The following is a 21,438-nucleotide window of genomic DNA, read 5'->3' as shown; positions in this document are numbered from 1 at the left end:
ATAAAGAGGTTATTGTGATGCGCGTCAATGGCAATACGGTGACGGAAGAAGACTGTATTTTTAGTGACAGAAAGCAACGTATCTACGATGTGCGTGTCGGACCTGACGGCTACTTATATGTGTTAACCGATGAGTCCGACGGGCAGTTACTCAAGGTAAGTCCTTCACTTGAGGCCGCGGCTACGCGTTAGGTGACTGGGATCATCACCACTTTGCGAAAAGCTGGGCGCTCGGTAAGCTGCTGATACCAGCGCTCCAGATTCGGGCGCGGCGTCCATTTCAGACCCACGTTCAGCAGGTTATAGACGAAAGGCGCAATAGCGATATCGCCGGTGCCAAAGTTATCCCCTGAGAACCACGGCTGGTGGGCCAGAGCGTCATCAAGAAGCGCAAACAGGCTATCACACTTTTCGATACCGGCTTCAATTGCCGCCTGGTCGCGTTTTTCCGGCGGGGTTCTGACCAGTCCCATCAGGATCACACGGTGCGCCGGGCTTAACGTTTGATTCGCCCAGTCCATCCATTTTTCGCCCTCCGCACGCCGCGCCGGATTATCAACCCATAGCCGGTTCTGGCCGTATTGCGCCGCCAGATAGCGGACAATGGCATTGGATTCCCACAATAACAGGTCGGTTTCATCATCTTTAAGCAGCGGCACCAGCCCATTAGGATTCATCGCCAGATAGTCGGCATCCTGGTTAACGCCGAATTTTCCGCCTGCCAGAATTTGATCGTATGGCAGTTCCAGCTCTTCAAGCGTCCACAACACTTTTTTAACATTAGTCGAGTTGTTCCGGCCCCACAGCGTAATCATATTAACCCCTTCCGTTTTATCAGGATGATGACAGTAATCGGCCTACCGTGAGATAAACCTAACATTTACACAATGGTCTGTAAAAAAATCGTTATGAAGGAAGCGTAACGGGATGTTATTGCATAAACTTTAAAAACTTTACCAAGTTACGGTTTCTTTAACGTCGTGAGTGCGTTATTACTCACCGCACTTATTACACGGTGGTGTGACGTGTGTTTTTGGAATGGATACTCGGGTGGTACTATGACGCAATACGCTTCTTCCCTTCGTAGCCTCGCGGCAGGTTCGGTTCTCTTATTCCTTTTCGCTTCGCCTGTAAAGGCAGAGGAACAAACGATCGCGCCGCCGGGCGTTGATGCGCGAGCCTGGATCTTAATGGATTACGCCAGCGGTAAAGTACTGGCGGAAGGCAACGCCGATGAGAAACTCGACCCTGCCAGTTTGACAAAAATTATGACCAGCTACGTGGTGGGCCAGGCGCTGAAGGCAGGGAAAATCAAGCTGACCGATATGGTAACGGTGGGCAAAGATGCCTGGGCGACGGGGAACCCGGCGCTACGTGGGTCGTCGGTGATGTTTCTGAAGCCAGGCGATCAGGTGTCGGTTGCGGATCTTAATAAAGGCATCATCATTCAGTCAGGTAATGATGCCTGTATCGCGCTTGCCGACTACGTCGCCGGAAGCCAGGAGTCCTTTATCGGCCTGATGAACGCCTATGCGAAACGACTGGGGTTAACCAATACAACCTTCCAGACGGTACACGGTCTTGATGCGCCAGGGCAGTTCAGTACCGCTCGCGATATGGCGCTGCTCGGCAAGGCCCTGATTCACGATGTGCCTGACGAATACGCCATTCATAAAGAGAAAGAATTTACTTTTAATAATATTCGTCAGCCAAACCGCAACCGCCTGTTGTGGAGTACCAATCTGCATGTCGACGGCATGAAAACGGGGACAACGGCTGGCGCTGGGTATAACCTTGTCGCCTCCGCCACTCAGGGCGATATGCGCCTGATCTCTGTCGTGCTGGGGGCGAAAACGGACCGTATTCGTTTTAATGAGTCAGAAAAACTGCTGACCTGGGGTTTCCGCTTCTTTGAAACGGTCACGCCGATTAAACCTGACGCGACATTCGTGACGCAGCGGGTCTGGTTTGGCGATAAGCGTGAGGTCAATTTGGGGGCGGGCGATGCGGGGTCTGTGACGATTCCGCGTGGGCAGCTTAAAAACCTGAAGGCCAGCTTTACGTTGAACGAACCACAGCTCACGGCGCCGTTGAAGAAAGGGCAGGTTGTCGGCACCATCGATTTCCAGCTTAACGGAAAATCCATTGAGCAACGCCCGTTAATGGTGATGGAAAACGTCGAGGAGGGGGGATTTTTCAGCCGGATGTGGGATTTTGTGCTGATGAAACTCCATCAGTGGTTTGGCAGTTGGTTCTCGTAAAATAACTCCGTTGCCGGGTGCGCGTCGCATCCGGCAAACCTGCGGTTAATACATCAGAGTAATTTGTTGCGCTTTAGCGTAGGCCACAAAGGCCTCGTCGGGACGGCGGTCGCTGATAATCGTATCAAAGCGTGATAATTCCCCCATCCGCGCCGGACGTACCTTGCCGAATTTACTGTGATCCACCACCAGTACATGGCTCTGTGCCATTGTCATTGCCCAATGTTTTACCGGCAGCTCTTCCAGATTAAAGCAGGTAGCGCCTTTACTGGTATGAACGCCGGCGGCGGAATAAAACGCGATATCCGGACAAATATTGTTTAACGTTTCATGGAAATCAAGCGGTTTGAAAATGGCGTTGCTGGCGTGAAACTCCCCGCCGCTGAGGATAGCGCGGCAATGGGGTTTGTCCTGCAGCGCCAGAAAGGTATTAAGTGAATAGCACACCGCCGTAAAGGGAAGGTCATTATCAATGGCTTCAATGATCCACGGCGTGGTGGTGCCGCAGTCAATAAATACCGTCTGATGCGCTTGTACCAGGCCCGCAGCCAACTGAGCGGCTCGGCGTTTTTCTTCCACCAGACGAGATTTTTGATCGCTTAACAGATAATGACTGGCGCTGCGGGGCTCCAGTACGATATAGCCGCCCAGCAACACGACAGGCGCGCTTTTATGGTTCAGGTCGCGACGAATGGTCATTTCAGAGACGCCCAACAGGGTCGCGGCTTCTTTAAGGTGAAGTTTATCGCTGCGTTTTAAGGCCTGCAGCAATTGACCAATACGCTCGTCGCGTCGCGTTTCCATAGTTCCCCTGGAGAGTTAAATAAGCGCTCCGCACCATACAGAGCGCTTAATATTACTCTTTTTTTCGCTATTTAGTCACGTACCCAGCCTTTTCGAATGGGCAATGCGAAACAGAAACGGTAACAACGTTGCAGCGCCTGGTAGAGCGGCGCGCCGTACCATTGCCAGATCAGCTGTGCGCTCAGGCAGCCAAGCATCGCTACCAGCAGCGCGCCAATCATATCTAACGGCCAGTGTACGCCGAGATAGACGCGCGACCAGGCGATGGTCATGGCTATCGCCATCATCACGATGCCTGACCAGAGGCGGTGCCAGAACAAAAACGCCAGCGCAAAGGTAAAAATCACCGTACCGTGATCGCTGGGGAACGAGTCATCGGCGGCATGATGCAGGAAGTTATAGCCGATATGATCGACAAACGGACGGTCGTGCGGGAAAAGGTGTCCCATTGTCCAGGAGACCGCCAGACTGATAATCAGCGCGATGCCGATTTTAACGATCAGCTGACGCTGGGCGCAGACCCGATCGCGGGGACCCCACAGCCAGAGTACCACGGCTAAGAGCGGGACGATGTTGATGACATCTTTGGCGATAAAGATAGCGAGCGAAATCGTCCACTGCGCGGAATCAGGCGTGGCGTTAATAAAATAAAACAGCGAGTTGTTAAGGTTTTCCAGCATAACATCCAGGCTCGGAGCAATGAAATCAAAAGGGATAGCCAGCTCATCCCCGTGCAAACTGAGCATAAATGCAGCGTAACAGGGAGGAAAAGCAGTATTGTCTTATTTGGCGGCAACATGAAGAGATTTAAGACAATGGCATAAAATAACGCCGCAAACTTAAATTAACCTTAAAGTACGCAAGCGCTAAGCGGCTTTCTGTAAAAATGTGCGCTATTTCCCTTGCAGCCTCATAATTCGCTATCTCAGTTCCCCGACTTTCATTACACTCTGCGCGGTTTTTATTGGCGAAGAGATGGTATGCAGAATCGTTTACAATCAGGCGGCAGGCTGGGACGTCAGGCGCTGCTTTTTCCTCTCTGTCTGGTGCTGTACGAATTTTCTACTTATATTGGCAACGACATGATCCAGCCGGGTATGCTGGCGGTGGTTGAGCAGTATCAGGCGGGCCTGGACTGGGTTCCGACGTCCATGACCGCTTATCTGGCGGGCGGTATGTTCTTACAGTGGCTGCTTGGCCCGTTGTCTGACCGGATTGGCCGTCGTCCCGTGATGCTGGCGGGCGTCGTGTGGTTTATTGTCACCTGCCTGGCGACGTTACTGGCGAAAAACATCGAACAATTTACCTTCCTGCGTTTTTTGCAAGGGATTAGCCTGTGTTTTATCGGCGCTGTAGGGTATGCCGCGATTCAGGAATCCTTTGAGGAAGCGGTGTGTATAAAAATTACCGCGCTGATGGCGAACGTGGCGTTAATCGCGCCGCTACTGGGACCACTGGTTGGGGCGGCATGGGTGCATGTTCTGCCGTGGGAGGGGATGTTTATTTTATTTGCCGCACTGGCCGCTATCGCCTTTTTCGGACTACAGCGCGCAATGCCGGAGACCGCCACGCGGCGGGGCGAAACGCTGTCATTTAAGGCGCTGGGCCGGGATTATCGGCTGGTGATAAAAAACCGGCGGTTTGTCGCAGGGGCGTTAGCTCTGGGATTTGTCAGCCTGCCGCTGTTGGCCTGGATTGCGCAGTCGCCGATTATCATCATTAGCGGCGAACAGCTCAGCAGCTATGAATATGGTCTGCTGCAGGTGCCCGTTTTTGGCGCGCTCATTGCCGGTAATCTGGTGTTGGCGCGTTTAACCTCCCGACGTACGGTTCGCTCGCTGATCGTGATGGGCGGCTGGCCTATCGTCGCGGGGCTGATCATCGCCGCGGCGGCGACGGTGGTTTCATCCCATGCTTATTTATGGATGACGGCGGGATTAAGCGTATACGCTTTTGGCATTGGGCTGGCGAATGCCGGACTGGTGCGTCTGACGCTCTTTTCCAGCGATATGAGTAAAGGAACGGTCTCGGCGGCGATGGGAATGCTACAAATGCTGATTTTTACCGTTGGCATTGAAGTCAGTAAACACGCCTGGTTAAGTGGCGGCAATGGGCTATTTAGCCTGTTTAATCTGGCAAACGGTATTCTTTGGCTACTGCTGATGCTGGTCTTCTTAAAAGATAAGCGGACGGGGAATTTGCAAACAGTCTGAGAGAGCGGCTACGCCTGATAAGCTTTCTGTTATCAGGCGTAGAGAGGCATCCGCTAGACGTTGAACGGCGGCTCGTTGTTTAATACGCTGTCGATGATATCCAGCACGCCTTCCTGATTGTTCGATCCGGCGCGGTATTTCGCCGCCGCCACGACCGCTTCGCTGGCGTGCGACATGGCAAAACTAAACCCGGCCTGACGCAGCATCTCAATATCGTTGCCGCCGTCGCCGAATACCACCACTTCACTATCATGAATGCCCCAGCGCTGCTGTAACAGACGCAGGCCGTTGGCTTTATGCACGCCGGGAATTATTAAATCAATACTGCCATAGCCGGTATGAACGGGGACCATGATATCGCCAATGGCGTCGTGCAGCGCCGCCTGTACTTCCGGTATCCGTTCATCGGTAATATTAAGGCCGAATTTGAAAAAGACATCGTTGATATTATTAAAATTATCCACAAACTCCAGACGATGATAATACATTGCCGCAACGGCTTTTAACGCATCGTCGTAGCGTTTCAGCGTGTAGGCGCTGTTTTTTCCACAGGCGATGATCTCCACATCGGCGCGTGTGAGCAGGTGTTCGACAACCGTCTGGAAGTCGGCTTTTGTCAGCTCGCCGTTAAAAATATCCTCTCCTTCGCTGACCACCCAGCCGCCGTTTTCCGCGACAAAAGCGATTTCGTGCGCAATTTCCGGAAAGAACGAGATTAACTGGTAATACTGGTTGCCGCTGGCCACGACAAAGCGAATGCCTTGCCGCTTCATTTGTTGGTACTGCGCCATAAACCGGTCACGGTTATAGGTTTTTTGATCGCTCAGAAACGTGCCGTCCATGTCGACGGCGATTAATTTAATACTCATGCGTTATGCTCCATCACCGGTTGCGGAGTCGATACAGGTTTGGCGACGGCCTTCGCCACCAGCGCCGCCAGAATAACCAGCGCCAGCACAACCATCATGGCGCTGCGTAATCCATAGTGCTCTCCCAGATAGCCCAACAGCGGCGGCCCGACCAAAAACGCCAGATAGCCGGTCGTGGCGACAACGCTCACACGCGTCGGCGCGTCGGGACCGGTATCGCTGGCGGCGGAAATGGTCAGCGGGAAGCCGAGCGAAGCGCCCAAGCCCCAAAGAATGACCGAGACGCCGGCAACCCAGTCGCTATCGACAAAAATAATCAGGCCAATGCCCAACGCTCCCATCAACGCGCTGGCGCGAACAACCGTCACCCGGCTATAGCGGTCAATAAACCAGCCGCCGGTAAAGCGGCCAACGGTCATACCAAGCGTGAAACCGGCGTAGATCAGAGAGCCGGAGGTTGGGCTAAAACCGTGTCCGTCTACCATCAGTAGCGGTAGCCAGTCATTCGCAGATCCTTCGGCGAATGCCATTGCCAGCACCACCACGCCAATAAGCAAAAGCTGGATGTCCCGATAAAAAGGTAATCCTTTTTTCTGAAGGTGAGAATCTTCCGATGCGTTTTTACCCGTACCGTCAGGGATCGCCCGAATGGCGATGAAAATGGGCGCGATCGCCACGGCAGCCGCGAGGATGATATGGATGTTAGCCGGGACGCTTAATGCGGTTAACGCCATGCCGACACCAGCGCCCGCCAGCGTGCCGAAACTGTAAAAACCATGCATCATCGGCAGAACGGTTTTATTCAGCTCGCGTTCGACCGCCGCGCCTTCGACATTAATCGCCACTTCGGCGGCGCCAAAACTGGCGCCGAAAACGGCTAATCCAAGGGCAAAAATCAGCGGCGAGGCGCACCACAGCGCGACGCTAAGAATAACCATCCCGCCTACTGCGCAGGTCATCGTCGTGCGAATAACCTTCCGGGTGCCAAATCGTTTCACCAGCCAGGCGGAACAAAGAATACCGCTCATTGAACCGATAGAAAGCCCGAATAAGACCGCCCCCATTTCCGCGGTAGAGACGGAAAGAATATCCCGAATAGCAGGCGTTCGGGTTGCCCAGGAGGCCATCAGCAGTCCGGGTAAAAAGAAGAACATAAACAGCGCCCAGGTACGGCGTTTTAAGGCGTTACGTGAGGAGAGGACGGTCATAGCGTCAGGCCAGAAAATAGAAGCGAGAGGTAAACATTAGCAAGCTTGTGTACATTTGTACATATCGTCGTCATACTTCGTTGTGCAGACAGTTTTTGCTGTCTGTTTTTTCAGCGTAAGCGGCAGGCTACTATCGCCTGCATCCTGAATGAGATGTGGAACTCATCATGAAAGAAAATGCCGTAAGACGCGCCAATGATCCTAAGCGACGGGAAAAAATAATTCAGGCCACACTGGAAGCGGTAAAGACCTATGGCGTTCATGCCGTGACGCACCGGAAAATCGCCGCTATCGCTCAGGTGCCGCTTGGCTCGATGACCTACTATTTTGCCGGTATGGATGCGTTATTGAGTGAAGCTTTTACACTTTTCACCGAGAACATGTCGCGTCAATACCAGGACTTTTTTGCGCAGGTGACGGATGCGGAGGGGGCGTGCCAGGCGATAACGGAAATGATTTACGGCTCGCAGGTTACGACGCCGGATAATATGGCGTTAATGTATCAGTTATATGCCTATGCCAGCGATAAGCCAGCGTTAAAAATAGTCATGCAAAACTGGATGCAGCGTAGCCAGAATACGCTGGCGCAGTGGTTTGACGCGCAGACCGCCCGCGCGCTGGATGCGTTTATCGAGGGGATGACGCTGCATTTTGTAACGGATCGAACGCCGCTGGCGCGTGAAGCGATTTTACAGATGGTAAAGCGAATCGCCGGAGAGTCAATGTCGTGTCACTCTGCGTCAGGCAACAAAAAACCCACCAACCTTGAACCGAAATGGCGGGGTTGATGGGCTCCACAAAATGGGGACATCAAAGAAAAGCAGTGGCAATAGGTATGACTGATGCTTTAACGAAAAGTTCGACCTATTGGCAAAATTTTTTCACTTAAAGGCAAACTTCAGTTTTATCCTAACCCCGGCCAGATGATGACAATAAGCGTCCCCGCCAGCGTGAGCAGAACGTTGGCGATGGCGTAAGTCCCCGCATAACCCAGCGCTGGAATATTACTGCGCGCCGTATCGCTAATGATTTCCATCGCCGGGGCGCAGGTACGCGCGCCCATCATGGCACCGAACAGCAGCGCCCGGTTCATGCGCAGCACATAAGCGCCAAACAAGAAGCAGATCACCACCGGTACCAGGCTGACGACAAGCCCGGCGATCAGCATTTGTCCGCCGACCGCGCCCAGACCGTTGCTGATACCGCTGCCGGCGCTTAAACCAACGCCTGCCATAAACACCATCAAGCCGAATTCTTTCACCATATTAAGCGCGCCCTGCGGAATATAACCAAAGGTAGGATGGTTAGCGCGCAGGAAACCGAGCATGATCCCGGCGAACAGCAATCCGGCCGCGTTGCCGATACCGAAACTAAAATTGCTGAACTGGAAGGTAATCATCCCGATCATTAACCCGATGATAAAAAAAGCGCAGAAGGCAAGCAGGTCCGTCACCTGACTATGAATCGAAATAAAACCAATGCGATCGGCGATGGTTTTTACGCGTCTGGCGTCGCCGCTCACCTGTAACACGTCGCCTTTATTCAGCACGACGTTATCGTCGATAGGCATTTCGATTTGGCTGCGGATGACGCGGTTAAGGAAGCAGCCATGATCGGTCAGCTTGAGCTGAGCGAGGCGGCGACCGACCGCATTGTGGTTTTTCACCACAATTTCTTCCGTCACGATGCGCATATCAAGCAGATCGCGATCAAACACTTCCTTACCATTACGGAAGCTGGGATCGAGCCTGGCGTGCGCGTCCGGATAGCCGACCAGCGCAATCTCATCGCCCATTTGCAGCACCGCATCGCCATCCGGGTTCGCCAGAATACCGTTACGGCGAATACGTTCGATATAGCAGCCTGTCTGGCGGTAAATACCCAGCTCGCGCAGGTTTTTACCGTCAGTCCAGGCCACCAGTTCCGGGCCAACCCGATAGGCGCGGATAACCGGCAAATAAACCTTGCGATTAGCATCGGTATCCAGACCGCGCTCGCGAGCAATTTGCTGGGCGCTGGTTTGCAAATCCTGATGCTGTAGTTTAGGCAAGTAACGCGCGCCCACGATCAGACTGACCAACCCAATCAGATAGGTCAGGGCATAACCCAGGCTCAGATTATCAAGAGCGGAGGAGAGTTGGGTGCTGGCGATGCCGGAATGTCGCAGGGTATCGCCTGCGCCAACCAGCACGGGCGTGGATGTCATTGAGCCGGCCAGCATACCGGCCGTCAGGCCGATATCCCAGCCGAATAGCTTACCAAGGCCTAAGGCGATTAGCAGAGCGCTACCGACCATGACCAGGGCAAGCATCAGATAATTTTTACCGTCGCGAAAAAAAATCGAAAAAAAGTTGGGGCCAGCCTCGACGCCGACACAAAAAATAAACAGCATAAATCCCAGATTTAGCGCGTCGGTGTTAATACTAAAGTGTTGCTGCCCTAATAATAGAGAGACCACTAAAACGCCAATGGAATTACCAAGTTGGACTGAACCCAGACGTAACTTGCCAAGACACAGGCCAAGAGCCAGGACCACAAATAATAACAGGATGTAATTCCCATTTAACAAATCTGCGACGTTTATATTCACGGAGACTAACTTCTTGTTTACGAGTAAGCTGTTGAAAGAAATGGTAATTTACGCTACTGTTTTTATCATGAATTAAGGGTGCAATCGTATTGCATACAGCATCCAAATAAAAACAACACAACAATATATCCTGCTAGTTTAATCTTATTGCGTACTAACGGCTATAAGAATCGTGCAGGTGTGTTTTTGGCATGGAATGCCACATGACTTTATCTGACTGGATGCCTCACGGCGGAAAGCGTGTTCGATAGAGAGTGTCAGGAGGAACGATTGAAACATAAACACGGGTGGGCAAGCGTTGTCTGCTGCTTTGTACTCTTTATTGTGGTATGTCTTTCATTAACTATGCATGTACAAGGCGCTTTTCGCGCGGCAGGGCATCCTGAGATTGGACTGTTATTTTTTACGTTGCCTGGTGCGGTGGCCAGTTTTTGTTCTCACCGACGCGAGGTGATCCGACCGCTGATCGGGGCGATGCTGGCGGCGCCGTTTTGCCTGGTGTTAATGCGCGTGGTATTTATGCCTACCCGATCGTTTTGGCAAGAACTGGCGTGGTTATTTAGCGCCGTATTCTGGTGTGCGTTAGGCGCGCTCTGCTATTTGTTTATTAGCAGCCTGTTTAGCCACCGGCGAAAAAAACGCCGATAGCGCCCTCCGTCAGAGGGCGTTGCCAGAGCAATCAGGCGAAAAGATTCAGATTTTCTTTTGCCCATGCTTCAAAATCCGTACAGCCGCCGATATGTTTTTGATCGACAAAAATCTGCGGTACGGTTTCTACAGGTTTACCTACGGTTTTTTCCAAATCCGCTTTAGTAATGCCTTCAGCATGGATATCAATATAGCGGTAGTTGAAATCGTCGCGTTCTTTGCTCAGTTTTTCCGCCAACTCTTTTGCACGCACGCAATAAGGGCACCCTGGACGGCCAAAAATAACAGTAAACATATCTCTCCTCGAACATAAAGCCAGACGGCGAACAGGTGTTATCATGCCGCGATTTACGGCAGATGAAAAGCAGGTTACGCCTGTTCCTTTGATAACCCAGGGCTATATCTGTTAAGCACGCCGGACCAGAACGTTCTACACTGTGCGTCAGTTAACCGGGAGGCTTGATATGCGCACGATTGGCGTGTTACCCAAAAGCGTACTGATACTGGAATACCTCGGTATGATTTTGCTGGCGCTTGCTCTGCTATCGCTTAATCATTACCTTACGCTGCCCGCGCCGTTCAATACGCCGCTGGCTGGCGTATTGATGGTTTTCCTCGGCGTCGTGTTGATCCTCCCCGCCGCGGTGGCGATGATGTGGCGTATTGCGCAGTTACTGGCGCCGCAGTTGATGAAACGTCCACCCGACATTTCTTCCCGTTCAGATAGAGAAAAGCATAATGAGTCCGACCATTGAACTTCTTTGTGGCCATCGTTCTATTCGCCATTTCACCGATGAACCCGTGACTGACGCGCAGCGAGAGGCCATTATTGCCGCCGCGCGCAGCACGTCCAGTTCCAGTTTTTTACAGTGCAGCTCTATTATCCGTATTACCGATCGGGCGCTGCGCGAGGCGTTAGTGCCCCTGACGGGCGGGCAAAAGCATGTGGCGCAGGCCGCTGAGTTCTGGGTATTTTGCGCCGATTTTAATCGTCATTTGCAGATCTGTCCTGACGCGCAGCTGGGGCTTGCCGAACAACTGTTGCTCGGTGTCGTCGATACGGCGATGATGGGGCAAAACGCGCTGACGGCGGCGGAATCACTGGGGTTAGGCGGCGTGTATATCGGCGGCATCCGTAACAATATTGAGTCTGTTACCGAACTATTAAAATTGCCGAAGCATGTATTGCCGCTCTTTGGCCTGTGTTTGGGATGGCCTGCGGATAATCCGGATCTGAAACCGCGCCTGCCTGCCGAGCTTGTGGTTCATGAGAACCAGTATCAACCGCTTGATGAAAAGCTGCTGGCGCGCTATGACGAGCAGTTGGCTGAGTATTATCTGACCCGCGGCAGTAATACGCGACGCGATACCTGGAGCGATCATATCCGTCGCACCCTGATTAAAGAAAATCGCCCATTTATCCTTGAATATTTGCATAAACAGGGCTGGGCGACGCGCTAAAACCTGCGGGCCAGTGTATGATACGCGGGCTTTTCAGGGTTTTCAGCGAGGTGCAGGGTGAAAATTGCCATATTGTCCAGGGATGGAACGCTCTATTCTTGCAAACGTCTGCGCGAAGCGGCGATGCGGCGCGGCCATCTGGTCGAGATACTCGATCCTCTTTCCTGCTATATGAATATTAATCCGGCTGCGTCGTCGATCCATTACAAGGGGCGTCGTCTGCCCCATTTTGACGCCGTTATTCCCCGTATTGGTTCGGCCATTACCTTTTATGGTACCGCTGCGCTACGTCAGTTTGAGCTACTGGGTAGCTATCCGCTGAATGAATCCGTCGCTATTACCCGCGCGCGCGATAAGCTGCGATCGCTACAACTTCTGGCGCGCCAGGGGATCGATCTCCCCATTACCGGGATCGCCCATTCGCCGGATGATACCAGCGATCTTATTAAGATGGTTGGCGGGGCGCCGCTGGTCGTGAAGCTGGTAGAAGGCACGCAAGGGATCGGCGTGGTATTGGCGGAGACGCGTCAGGCTGCTGAAAGCGTTATTGATGCGTTTCGGGGGCTGAATGCCCATATCCTGGTTCAGGAATACATTGCCGAAGCTAAAGGATGCGATATTCGTTGTCTGGTCGTCGGCAATGAGGTTGTGGCGGCGATTGAGCGGTGCGCGAAAGCCGGTGATTTTCGCTCCAATCTTCATCGTGGCGGGGTGGCCAGCATCGCGACGATCACGCCTCGTGAACGGGATATCGCCATCAAAGCCGCACAAACGCTGGGGCTGGATGTGGCGGGAGTCGATATTTTACGCGCCGCGCGCGGGCCGCTGGTGATGGAGGTGAATGCCTCGCCGGGACTGGAAGGTATCGAAAAGACTACGGGCGTAGATATCGCGGGGCGAATGATTCAGTGGATAGAACGTCACGCTACACCTGAATTTTGCCTTAAAATCGGCGGCTAATCGCAATCGTGGATTCCGCCGTAGTACGAAGCACGCTTTTTGCGTAAGCTGTGCCGGTAATTTTTCATCGTCATCGTAAGAGGTAGCACATTATTATGATATCACTGGTCGTTCCCACTCTGGATACGTTGCGTCAATGGCTCGACGACCTGGGCATGAATTTCTTCGAATGTGATACCTGCCAGGCGCTGCATTTGCCGCATATGCAGAATTTTGACGGCGTCTACGATGCTAAAATCGATTTGGTGGACAACACCATTCTTTTTTCCGCGATGGCGGAGGTCAGGCCTTCCGCGTTGCTGCCGCTGGCGGCCGATCTCTCTGCTATCAACGCCAGTTCGTTGACGGTAAAAGCCTTTCTCGATATGCAGGATGATAATCTACCAAAACTGGTTGTGTGCCAGTCTTTATCCGTTATGCAAGGAGTCACCTACGAACAGTTCGAATGGTTTGTTCGCCAAAGTGAAGAGCAGATTTCTATGGTGATCCTTGAGGCCGGGGCGCATCAGCTTCTGTTTAACGCGGAAGAAGACGCGCAAAAAACCAGCGCAGTTGACCATTTTCTTCACTAATCCCTTCCGATAATCAGGCAGTCGCTGCCAGCGCGGCTGCTGTTTACGTTTTTTTATGCTGCTATTAACCTTTATTTAAAGAATTATTCACCTCCTTTCTGACCATTTCGCTTTATCACATAGACAAAATCTGCATAAAAAATTGATAAAAGGCGTTTTTTAATCTGGGCTATAGCCTCAAACCTTAGCTAAAGTTATTCTTGCGAAGCTTCTATAGCGAGCTTGATGGCAGGGAGGGCGACCTCTCTTCTTCATTTGTATCAAATGAAAAGGTATGCACATTTCAGGCATGTTTTAAACCACGCCTAATGGGTTCATTTGTTAACGGATTTCAGAAGGAAAGCGATGATGACCGCCTTAAAGAAAAAATGGCTATCGGGTCTGGTTGCGGGTGCTCTGATGGTCGTCTCTGTCGGCACGCTCGCTGCCGAACAAAAAACGCTGCACATTTATAACTGGTCAGATTATATCGCGCCGGACACGGTGGCGAACTTTGAAAAAGAGACCGGGATTAACGTTATCTATGATGTCTTTGACTCTAACGAAGTGCTGGAAGGCAAGTTAATGGCAGGCAGCACCGGGTTCGATCTGGTGGTGCCATCGGCCAGTTTTCTTGAGCGCCAGCTCACCGCGGGCGTTTTTCAGCCGCTGGATAAAAGCAAACTTCCCGGCTGGAAAAACCTCGATCCTGAACTGCTGAAACTGGTAGCGAAGCACGATCCTGACAACAAATACGCCATGCCCTATATGTGGGCCACGACGGGCATTGGCTATAACGTTGATAAAGTGAAAGCGGTGCTGGGGGATGATGCGCCAGTGAATAGCTGGGATTTAGTCCTCAAGCCGGAAAATCTGGAGAAGCTAAAAAGCTGCGGTGTCTCTTTCCTTGATGCGCCTGAAGAAATTTTTGCCACTGTGCTGAACTATCTGGATAAAGATCCGAATAGCAGCAAAGCGGATGACTACACCGGCCCGGCAACCGATCTGTTGTTGAAGCTACGGCCAAACATTCGCTATTTCCACTCCTCGCAATACATTAACGATCTGGCTAATGGCGATACTTGTGTAGCCATTGGCTGGGCGGGCGATGTCTGGCAGGCCGCTAACCGGGCGAAAGAGGCGAAAAATGGCGTCAATATCTCTTTCTCGATCCCCAAAGAGGGGGCAATGGCGTTTTTTGATGTGTTTGCCATGCCGGCTGACGCCAAAAATAAAGACGAGGCCTACCAGTTCCTTAATTATCTGCTGCGCCCTGATGTGATTGCCCATATTTCCGATCACGTTTTCTACGCCAATGCGAATAAAGAGGCGACGGCGCTGGTCAGCCAGCAGGTGCGCGATAACCCGGGAATTTATCCGCCGGCGGATGTGCGGGCCAAGTTGTTTACCCTGAAAGTGCAGGAGCCGAAGATCGATCGCGTCCGCACCCGCGCATGGACGAAGGTGAAAAGCGGTAAGTAATTTATTAACGGTATGGCCTGATAAGCGTGCGCTATCGGGCATTCCACCGTTTGTATCGTTTGATTGTGTTATGCCGGAGAGCGCCTTGTGAATGATGTCCCCCACCGCCCGCAGGTGAAAACCCGTAAAGCGCTGACGCCGCTTCTGGAAATTCGCAACCTGACGAAGTCATTCGACGGGCAACATGCTGTCGATGATGTCAGTCTGACTATCTATAAAGGCGAGATTTTTGCCCTGCTGGGCGCGTCAGGTTGTGGAAAATCGACTCTGCTACGGATGCTGGCAGGTTTTGAACCGCCGAGCAGCGGGCAAATTATGCTCGACGGCGTCGATCTGGCGCATGTTCCGCCGTATCAGCGTCCGATTAATATGATGTTTCAGTCCTATGCGTTGTTTCCGCATATGACGGTAGAGCAGAACATCGCTTTTGGTCTGAAGCAGGACAAACTGCCGAAGGCGGAGATTACCAGCCGCGTCAATGAGATGCTGGGTCTGGTGCACATGCAGGAGTTTGCAAAACGTAAGCCGCATCAGCTTTCCGGCGGTCAGCGCCAGCGCGTGGCCCTGGCGCGCAGCCTGGCGAAACGTCCTAAACTGCTCTTGTTGGATGAACCGATGGGCGCGCTGGATAAAAAATTACGCGACCGGATGCAGCTTGAAGTGGTGGATATCCTTGAGCGCGTCGGCGTGACCTGCGTCATGGTGACGCACGATCAGGAAGAAGCGATGACGATGGCGGGGCGCATTGCCATCATGAACCGTGGAAAATTTGTGCAAATTGGCGAACCGGAGGAGATTTACGAGCATCCGACGACCCGCTATAGCGCCGAATTTATCGGATCGGTAAATGTTTTTGAGGGCTTACTGAAAGCGCGTGAAGAGGACGGTCTGGTCATTGACGCGCCCGGTTTGGTTCATCCGTTAAAAGTCGATGCGGATGCCTCTGTCGTTGATAATGTGCCGGTATATGTGGCGCTACGTCCGGAAAAAATCATGCTGTGTGAGTCGCCGCCTGCCGATGGCTATAATTTCGCCGTCGGCGAAGTGGCGCATATTGCGTATCTCGGCGATCTGTCTATTTATCATGTGCGGCTAAAAAGCGGGCAGATGATCAGCGCTCAACTGCAGAATGCGCACCGTTACCGGAAAGGGTTACCGACCTGGGGCGATGAAGTGCGTTTGTGCTGGGAAGCGGATAGCTGCGTGGTCCTGACGGTATAAGGGGGAAACATGAGCACACTTGAACCTCCGGCACGCATCAGTAAACCTGGCGGCGCGGCGCTATGGTTGGCGCGAATGCAAATGAAACATGGGCGTAAGCTGGTTATTGCTTTGCCCTATATTTGGCTCATTCTGCTGTTTTTACTGCCGTTTCTTATCGTCTTTAAGATAAGCCTGGCGGAAATGGCGCGGGCGATCCCGCCGTATACCGATCTGCTGGAATGGGCTGACGGTCAGTTGTCGATTACGCTCAACCTCGGCAATTTTTTGCAACTGACCGACGATCCGCTCTATTTCGAAGCCTATCTGCAATCGTTACAAATTGCCGGTATTTCCACAATCTGCTGCCTGCTGTTGGGCTACCCGCTGGCGTGGGCGGTGGCGCACAGCAAGCCCTCCACGCGCAATATCCTGCTGCTGTTGGTGATCCTGCCCTCGTGGACGTCTTTTTTAATACGCGTCTATGCCTGGATGGGCATTTTGAAAAACAACGGCGTGCTGAACAATGTGTTGCTGTGGCTAGGGGTTATCGATCAGCCGCTGACGATCCTGCACACTAACCTGGCCGTCTATATCGGCATTGTTTATGCGTATCTGCCGTTTATGGTTCTGCCCATTTATACCGCATTAACGCGTATTGATTATTCGCTGGTGGAAGCGTCGCTGGATCTCGGCGCCCGACCGCTGAAAACATTTTTTAGCATCATTGTCCCGCTCACCAAAGGCGGAATCATCGCCGGCTCGATGCTGGTTTTTATCCCGGCGGTGGGCGAGTTTGTGATCCCGGAACTGCTTGGCGGGCCGGACAGTATCATGATTGGTCGCGTCCTGTGGCAGGAGTTTTTCAATAACCGCGACTGGCCGGTGGCTTCTGCGGTCGCCATTATTATGTTGCTGCTGCTGATAGTACCGATCATGTGGTTCCATAAACATCAGCAAAAAAGTGTGGGGGAGCATGGATGAATAACTTACCGGTCGTTCGCTCGCCCTGGCGCATTCTGATTCTGGTGCTGGGGTTTACTTTTCTCTATGCGCCGATGTTAATGTTGGTGATTTACTCGTTTAACAGTTCGAAGCTGGTGACGGTGTGGGCGGGATGGTCGACGCGCTGGTATGGCGAGCTCTTTCGGGATACCGCCATGATGAGCGCAGTGGGACTAAGCCTGACAATTGCCGCCTGTGCGGCGACGATGGCGGTGGTGCTCGGTACTATTGCTGCGGTGGTGATGGTGCGATTTGGACGATTTCGCGGCGCAAACGGCTTTGCGTTTATGATCACCGCGCCGCTGGTGATGCCGGATGTGATTACCGGGCTGTCGCTGCTGCTGCTGTTTGTCGCGCTCGGTCATGCTATCGGCTGGCCCTCCGATCGCGGGATGCTGACCATCTGGTTGGCGCACGTCACTTTCTGTACCGCCTATGTGGCAGTGGTGATCGCTTCGCGATTACGCGAACTGGATCGTTCGATTGAAGAGGCGGCGATGGATCTTGGCGCGGCGCCGTTGAAGGTCTTTTTCGTCATTACGTTACCGATGATCATGCCAGCGGTGATCTCGGGCTGGCTGTTGGCCTTTACGCTTTCCCTTGACGATCTGGTGATTGCCAGCTTCGTTTCCGGTCCCGGTGCCACCACGCTACCGATGCTGGTTTTCTCCAGCGTGCGCATGGGTGTGAACCCGGAAATCAACGCGCTGGCGACGTTAATCCTCGGCGTGGTAGGAATCATCGGATTTATTGCCTGGTACCTGATGGCGCGAGCGGAAAAACAGCGGATTCGCGATATCCAGCGTGCAAGACGCGGCTGAAGCCACTAAAATCTTCCACTATGGCAATGCGTTGCCGCGCGAGTCGCGGCATCATTTTCAGGGAAGACATTCATTGGGATTTATAAAGCAATCAACCTCATCACATGCCCGTTTAAATGTGCCTACGCTGGTGCAGGTTGCGGCTATGGCGATTATTTTGATTCGCGGTCTCGATGTGCTGATGATTATGAATACCCTCGGCATACGCGGGATGGGCGAGTTTATTCATCGCAGCGTGCAGACGTGGAGCTTAACCCTGGTCTTTCTGGCCAGCTTAGTGCTGGTCTTTATTGAAATTTATTGTGCGTTTTCGCTGGTGAAAGGCCGTAGCTGGGCGCGCTGGGTGTACCTGGCGACACAAATTATTGTGAGCGGATATCTGTGGGCGGCGTCGTTAGGCTACGGGTATCCGGAGTTGTTTAGCATCGCGGGAGAATCGAAGCGTGATATCCTGCATTCCCTGGTCATGCAAAAACTCCCCGATCTTTTAATTCTGTTTCTGCTGTTTATTCCCGCTCCCAGCCGTCGGTTCTTCCGGCTGCAATAATGTGTATAATCGTCGCCCCGGATAATATGAAGGTTTTTTGGTATGCAGTGCGCACTCTATGACGCGGGTCGCTGCCGTTCCTGTCAATGGATTACGCAGTCGGTTAACGAACAACTTTCCGCAAAAACAGCCGATTTACATCGTTTGCTCGCCGGGCTGCCTGTTGAACAGTGGTGCGCGCCGACTGGAGGCCCGGAACAGCATTTCCGCAACAAAGCGAAAATGGTCGTGAGCGGTAGTGTAGAAAAACCGCTCTTCGGGATGCTGCATCGCGACGGTACGCCGGTCGATCTTTGCGGTTGCCCGCTGTATCCCGCCTCCTTTGCCCCCGTATTCAGCGCGCTAAAACCTTTTATTGCCCGTGCCGGACTCACGCCTTATAACGTGGCGCGAAAACGCGGCGAACTGAAATACCTGTTGCTGACGGAAAGTCAGTTCGATGGCGGTATGATGCTACGCTTCGTGTTGCGTTCAGAAACCAAACTTACGCAACTGCGCGCGGCGTTACCGTGGCTGCGCGCGCAACTGCCGCAGCTCAGAGTGATCACCGCGAATATCCAGCCGGTACATATGGCGATTATGGAAGGGGAGACGGAAATCTACCTGACGGATCAGCAGGCGCTGGCGGAACGTTTTAACGATGTGCCGCTGTGGATTCGTCCGCAAAGTTTCTTTCAGACCAACCCTACGGTCGCCAGCCGATTATATGCAACGGCGCGCGACTGGGTAGGGCAACTGCCGGTACGCCATATGTGGGATCTTTTTTGCGGAGTGGGCGGATTCGGCCTGCACTGCGCGACGCCGCAGATGCAATTAACCGGTATTGAGATCGCGCCGGAGGCGATTGCCTGCGCGAAGCAATCCGCTGCCGAGCTGGGATTGACCCGCCTTCATTTCCAGGCGCTGGATTCCACCCAATTCGCCACCGCACAAGGCGAAACGCCCGACCTGGTGTTGGTGAATCCTCCCCGCCGCGGCATTGGCAAGCCGTTGTGCGATTACCTTGCACAAATGGCGCCGCGTTTTATCATTTATTCGAGCTGTAACGCGCAGACGATGGCGCAGGATATTCGTCATCTGCCGAACTACCGTATTCAACGTGTTCAGCTTTTCGATATGTTCCCGCATACCGCGCATTATGAGGTTTTAACGTTACTGCGCAGGTCAATATAATCTATTCACAATATTTATTTTTATCCCTTAACTATTTCATAAAAATAATAAATACAATCAATTGATTATTTAATTCAATTGGTTGTATTTATATATTACCCTATTTTTGCAAATCAAATCACAAATAATCACTTTAAATCTTTTAATGACTACTTTTGATTATTACAGTGCGTGTAAGGCAAAATCAGACAAGGTGGTTTATCGGGTAACTTTCAATAGCATCAGCGAAGCAATACGTAACGTCAGTAAAGGGGTCAATCATGACAACGAATAGGCACGCTTATGGAGGGCGTTCAGACGATGTTTGCCAAATTTATAGATGTTATTCAAACGTTTTTAACTGAACCGGCAATATTAATTGGGATATTAGTCGGTGTTGGCTATGCGCTGGATAAAAAGACGCCTATAAAAATTATCACCGGTATGATCAGCGCGATGGTCGGTTTGATGATGGTGTTATTTGGCGGCTTTCAATTTTCAGCCACTTTTAAACCGGTTGCAGAGGCAGTCAGCAAGGCTTATGGCGTGCATGGATACTTAATGGATTCATACGCCATGAAAGCCGCGACGCAAATAGCGCTGGGCGATAATTTCGGCTATGTAGGATACGTTTTTGTACTGGCGTTTTTTACTAACCTGTTATTAGTTTTATTTGGCCGTTATACCGGCGCAAAAGGTATATTTCTTACCGGTAATACCGGGGTCTCTCATTCACAGGCAGTACTATGGTTAATCGTCTTCTGGCTGGGGTTCGGTTGGGTACAATCCATTGTAATTGCCGGGGTATTGACCGGGGTCTTTTGGGCGTTTTCAACTACGCTTATTGTTAAACCCATCGCCAAAGTGACCAATAACGCCGGTTTTACCATTGCGCATAACCAGATGCTGGGACTGTGGTTTTTCTCGAAATTCGCGCATAAATTCGGCGATCCGGAAAAGCATGACGCCGAAAACCTGAAACTTCCCGGTTGGTTAGCCATTTTTAACCACAACGTGACGGCAATCGCCATTGTGATGACGCTCTTCGTTGGCGGTTTTCTATTGGCGACAGGGATCGATAACGTACAGTTAATGGCGAAAGGCAAACCCTGGTATATCTATATTATCAATCTGGGCCTGCAATTCTCTATGTATATGGTCATCTTGCTGCAGGGCGTGCGGATGATGGTAGGCGAAATTAACGGTTCGTTTAAAGGATGGCAGGATCGTTTTATTCCTAACGCCATACCGGCTGTGGATGTTGCTGCTTTATTACCTTTTTCGCCGAACGCGGCCACGCTGGGATTCGTCTTTTGTACCTTCGGCACGATTTTTTCCATGGGCATTCTGCTGCTCATCCATAGCCCTATTATGGTATTGCCTGGTTTTGTTCCGCTCTTCTTTTCCGGCGGTCCCATCGGCGTATTAGCCAACCGAATGGGGGGATATCGTTCCGTTATTATTTGTACTTTCCTGTTAGGGATTATTCAGACTTTCGGTACGGTATGGGCCATTCCTTTAACCGGGCTGGCAAAAGAAGGTGTGGGCTGGACGGGAATATTTGACTGGGCGACTCTGTGGCCTGCAATTTGTGAATTACTGAAATTTATTGCTTCAACGTTCCATCTTGGTCCTTATTCCATTTAATTGATTCGGTTTATATAAAG

The 21,438-nt window shown here is 52.0% G+C and carries 23 protein-coding genes; 16 read left to right on the top strand and 7 right to left on the bottom strand.

The features are described 5' to 3' along the window. Nucleotides 1–17 precede the first annotated feature (17 nt). A complete protein-coding gene (locus ACLJTG_RS20880) occupies nucleotides 18–191 on the top strand; it encodes a PQQ-dependent sugar dehydrogenase (RefSeq protein WP_020437980.1) in 174 nt (57 codons plus the stop codon). Here ACLJTG_RS20880 and ACLJTG_RS20875 read toward each other — a convergent pair. After that, nucleotides 188–814, bottom strand: a complete 627-nt coding sequence (locus tag ACLJTG_RS20875) for a glutathione S-transferase family protein (RefSeq protein WP_000631907.1) — start codon at nucleotides 812–814, stop codon at nucleotides 188–190. The two genes, ACLJTG_RS20880 and ACLJTG_RS20875, sit on opposite strands and share 4 nt — an antisense overlap. A gap of 243 nt (nucleotides 815–1,057) precedes the next feature. Between ACLJTG_RS20875 and dacC the strand changes: the two genes are divergently transcribed. Then, on the top strand, nucleotides 1,058–2,260 hold the full coding sequence (dacC, locus tag ACLJTG_RS20870; protein WP_000195712.1) for a serine-type D-Ala-D-Ala carboxypeptidase: 1,203 nt from the start codon (nucleotides 1,058–1,060) through the stop codon (nucleotides 2,258–2,260). A gap of 45 nt (nucleotides 2,261–2,305) precedes the next feature. On the opposite strand, the gene deoR is transcribed toward dacC, so the two are convergent. Together deoR and ybjG are read right to left on the bottom strand one after the other, a co-directional pair. Continuing rightward, nucleotides 2,306–3,064 carry a DNA-binding transcriptional repressor DeoR gene (gene deoR, locus ACLJTG_RS20865; RefSeq protein WP_000450106.1) on the bottom strand — a complete coding sequence of 253 codons (759 nt, stop codon included), beginning with the start codon at nucleotides 3,062–3,064 and terminating at the stop codon, nucleotides 2,306–2,308. A 71-nt stretch (nucleotides 3,065–3,135) separates the two neighbouring features. Next, the gene (gene ybjG / locus ACLJTG_RS20860; protein ID WP_023181381.1) at nucleotides 3,136–3,744 is read right to left on the bottom strand and encodes an undecaprenyl-diphosphate phosphatase; all 609 of its coding nucleotides are present in this window, start codon (nucleotides 3,742–3,744) and stop codon (nucleotides 3,136–3,138) included. 300 nt (nucleotides 3,745–4,044) lie between these two features. Here ybjG and ACLJTG_RS20855 point away from each other — a divergent pair, with 300 nt between their 5' ends. After that, entirely contained in the window at nucleotides 4,045–5,277 is a 1,233-nt protein-coding gene (locus tag ACLJTG_RS20855) for an MFS transporter (protein WP_001181284.1), read from the top strand. 53 nt (nucleotides 5,278–5,330) lie between these two features. Here the strand turns inward: ACLJTG_RS20855 and ACLJTG_RS20850 are convergent, their stop codons facing one another. Next, entirely contained in the window at nucleotides 5,331–6,146 is an 816-nt protein-coding gene (locus tag ACLJTG_RS20850) for a Cof-type HAD-IIB family hydrolase (RefSeq protein WP_079951272.1), read from the bottom strand. Continuing rightward, the gene (locus ACLJTG_RS20845; protein ID WP_000217422.1) at nucleotides 6,143–7,354 is read right to left on the bottom strand and encodes an MFS transporter; all 1,212 of its coding nucleotides are present in this window, start codon (nucleotides 7,352–7,354) and stop codon (nucleotides 6,143–6,145) included. The genes ACLJTG_RS20850 and ACLJTG_RS20845 overlap by 4 nt, the downstream gene beginning before the upstream one ends. A gap of 167 nt (nucleotides 7,355–7,521) precedes the next feature. On the opposite strand from ACLJTG_RS20845, the gene ACLJTG_RS20840 reads away from it, so the two are divergent. Then, on the top strand, nucleotides 7,522–8,142 hold the full coding sequence (locus ACLJTG_RS20840) for a TetR/AcrR family transcriptional regulator (RefSeq protein ID WP_000661873.1): 621 nt from the start codon (nucleotides 7,522–7,524) through the stop codon (nucleotides 8,140–8,142). 116 nt (nucleotides 8,143–8,258) lie between these two features. Here the strand turns inward: ACLJTG_RS20840 and ACLJTG_RS20835 are convergent, their stop codons facing one another. Beyond that, entirely contained in the window at nucleotides 8,259–9,944 is a 1,686-nt protein-coding gene (locus ACLJTG_RS20835; RefSeq protein WP_001024853.1) for an aspartate:alanine antiporter, read from the bottom strand. A 270-nt stretch (nucleotides 9,945–10,214) separates the two neighbouring features. Between ACLJTG_RS20835 and ACLJTG_RS20830 the strand changes: the two genes are divergently transcribed. Continuing rightward, nucleotides 10,215–10,592: an inner membrane protein YbjM gene (locus ACLJTG_RS20830; protein WP_000680850.1), complete on the top strand. Its 378-nt coding sequence runs from the start codon at nucleotides 10,215–10,217 to the stop codon at nucleotides 10,590–10,592. Nucleotides 10,593–10,623: 31 nt separating this feature from the next. Here the strand turns inward: ACLJTG_RS20830 and ACLJTG_RS20825 are convergent, their stop codons facing one another. Further along, nucleotides 10,624–10,887: a GrxA family glutaredoxin gene (locus ACLJTG_RS20825; RefSeq protein ID WP_000495513.1), complete on the bottom strand. Its 264-nt coding sequence runs from the start codon at nucleotides 10,885–10,887 to the stop codon at nucleotides 10,624–10,626. Nucleotides 10,888–11,056: 169 nt separating this feature from the next. Between ACLJTG_RS20825 and ACLJTG_RS20820 the strand changes: the two genes are divergently transcribed. The 11 genes from ACLJTG_RS20820 to ACLJTG_RS20770 all read left to right on the top strand — a co-directional run bounded on the left by ACLJTG_RS20820 (nucleotide 11,057) and on the right by ACLJTG_RS20770 (nucleotide 21,418). Then, nucleotides 11,057–11,347, top strand: a complete 291-nt coding sequence (locus ACLJTG_RS20820; RefSeq protein ID WP_001259137.1) for a YbjC family protein — start codon at nucleotides 11,057–11,059, stop codon at nucleotides 11,345–11,347. Further along, entirely contained in the window at nucleotides 11,331–12,053 is a 723-nt protein-coding gene (nfsA, locus tag ACLJTG_RS20815; RefSeq protein ID WP_000075300.1) for a nitroreductase NfsA, read from the top strand. Before ACLJTG_RS20820 ends, nfsA begins: the two co-directional genes overlap by 17 nt. A 57-nt stretch (nucleotides 12,054–12,110) precedes the next feature. Then, the gene (gene rimK, locus ACLJTG_RS20810; RefSeq protein WP_000684361.1) at nucleotides 12,111–13,013 is read left to right on the top strand and encodes a 30S ribosomal protein S6--L-glutamate ligase; all 903 of its coding nucleotides are present in this window, start codon (nucleotides 12,111–12,113) and stop codon (nucleotides 13,011–13,013) included. A 95-nt stretch (nucleotides 13,014–13,108) separates the two neighbouring features. Next, nucleotides 13,109–13,585, top strand: coding sequence for a YbjN domain-containing protein (locus ACLJTG_RS20805; protein ID WP_000624810.1), 477 nt, complete (start codon nucleotides 13,109–13,111; stop codon nucleotides 13,583–13,585). Between the two features lie 348 nt (nucleotides 13,586–13,933). Next, entirely contained in the window at nucleotides 13,934–15,046 is a 1,113-nt protein-coding gene (gene potF, locus ACLJTG_RS20800; protein WP_000125764.1) for a spermidine/putrescine ABC transporter substrate-binding protein PotF, read from the top strand. A gap of 87 nt (nucleotides 15,047–15,133) precedes the next feature. Then, nucleotides 15,134–16,267: a putrescine ABC transporter ATP-binding subunit PotG gene (potG, locus tag ACLJTG_RS20795; RefSeq protein ID WP_001000698.1), complete on the top strand. Its 1,134-nt coding sequence runs from the start codon at nucleotides 15,134–15,136 to the stop codon at nucleotides 16,265–16,267. Nucleotides 16,268–16,276: 9 nt separating this feature from the next. Further along, on the top strand, nucleotides 16,277–17,230 hold the full coding sequence (potH, locus tag ACLJTG_RS20790; protein ID WP_000105453.1) for a putrescine ABC transporter permease PotH: 954 nt from the start codon (nucleotides 16,277–16,279) through the stop codon (nucleotides 17,228–17,230). Continuing rightward, complete coding sequence (gene potI / locus ACLJTG_RS20785) at nucleotides 17,227–18,072, top strand: putrescine ABC transporter permease PotI (protein WP_001061627.1); 846 nt, start codon at nucleotides 17,227–17,229, stop codon at nucleotides 18,070–18,072. The genes potH and potI overlap by 4 nt, the downstream gene beginning before the upstream one ends. A gap of 73 nt (nucleotides 18,073–18,145) precedes the next feature. Then, nucleotides 18,146–18,619, top strand: coding sequence for a YbjO family protein (locus tag ACLJTG_RS20780; RefSeq protein WP_001668047.1), 474 nt, complete (start codon nucleotides 18,146–18,148; stop codon nucleotides 18,617–18,619). A gap of 42 nt (nucleotides 18,620–18,661) precedes the next feature. After that, a complete protein-coding gene (rlmC, locus tag ACLJTG_RS20775) occupies nucleotides 18,662–19,792 on the top strand; it encodes a 23S rRNA (uracil(747)-C(5))-methyltransferase RlmC (RefSeq protein ID WP_023254896.1) in 1,131 nt (376 codons plus the stop codon). 282 nt (nucleotides 19,793–20,074) lie between these two features. Next, nucleotides 20,075–21,418, top strand: a complete 1,344-nt coding sequence (locus tag ACLJTG_RS20770; protein ID WP_000399323.1) for a PTS sugar transporter subunit IIC — start codon at nucleotides 20,075–20,077, stop codon at nucleotides 21,416–21,418. Nucleotides 21,419–21,438 lie beyond the last annotated feature (20 nt).

This window comes from Salmonella sp. SAL00672, from assembly GCF_046552175.1.
GTDB classification, from domain to species: domain Bacteria; phylum Pseudomonadota; class Gammaproteobacteria; order Enterobacterales; family Enterobacteriaceae; genus Salmonella; species Salmonella enterica.
Note: the sequence above shows the minus strand (reverse complement) of the source record. Positions and strands in the feature narration are given on the sequence as shown.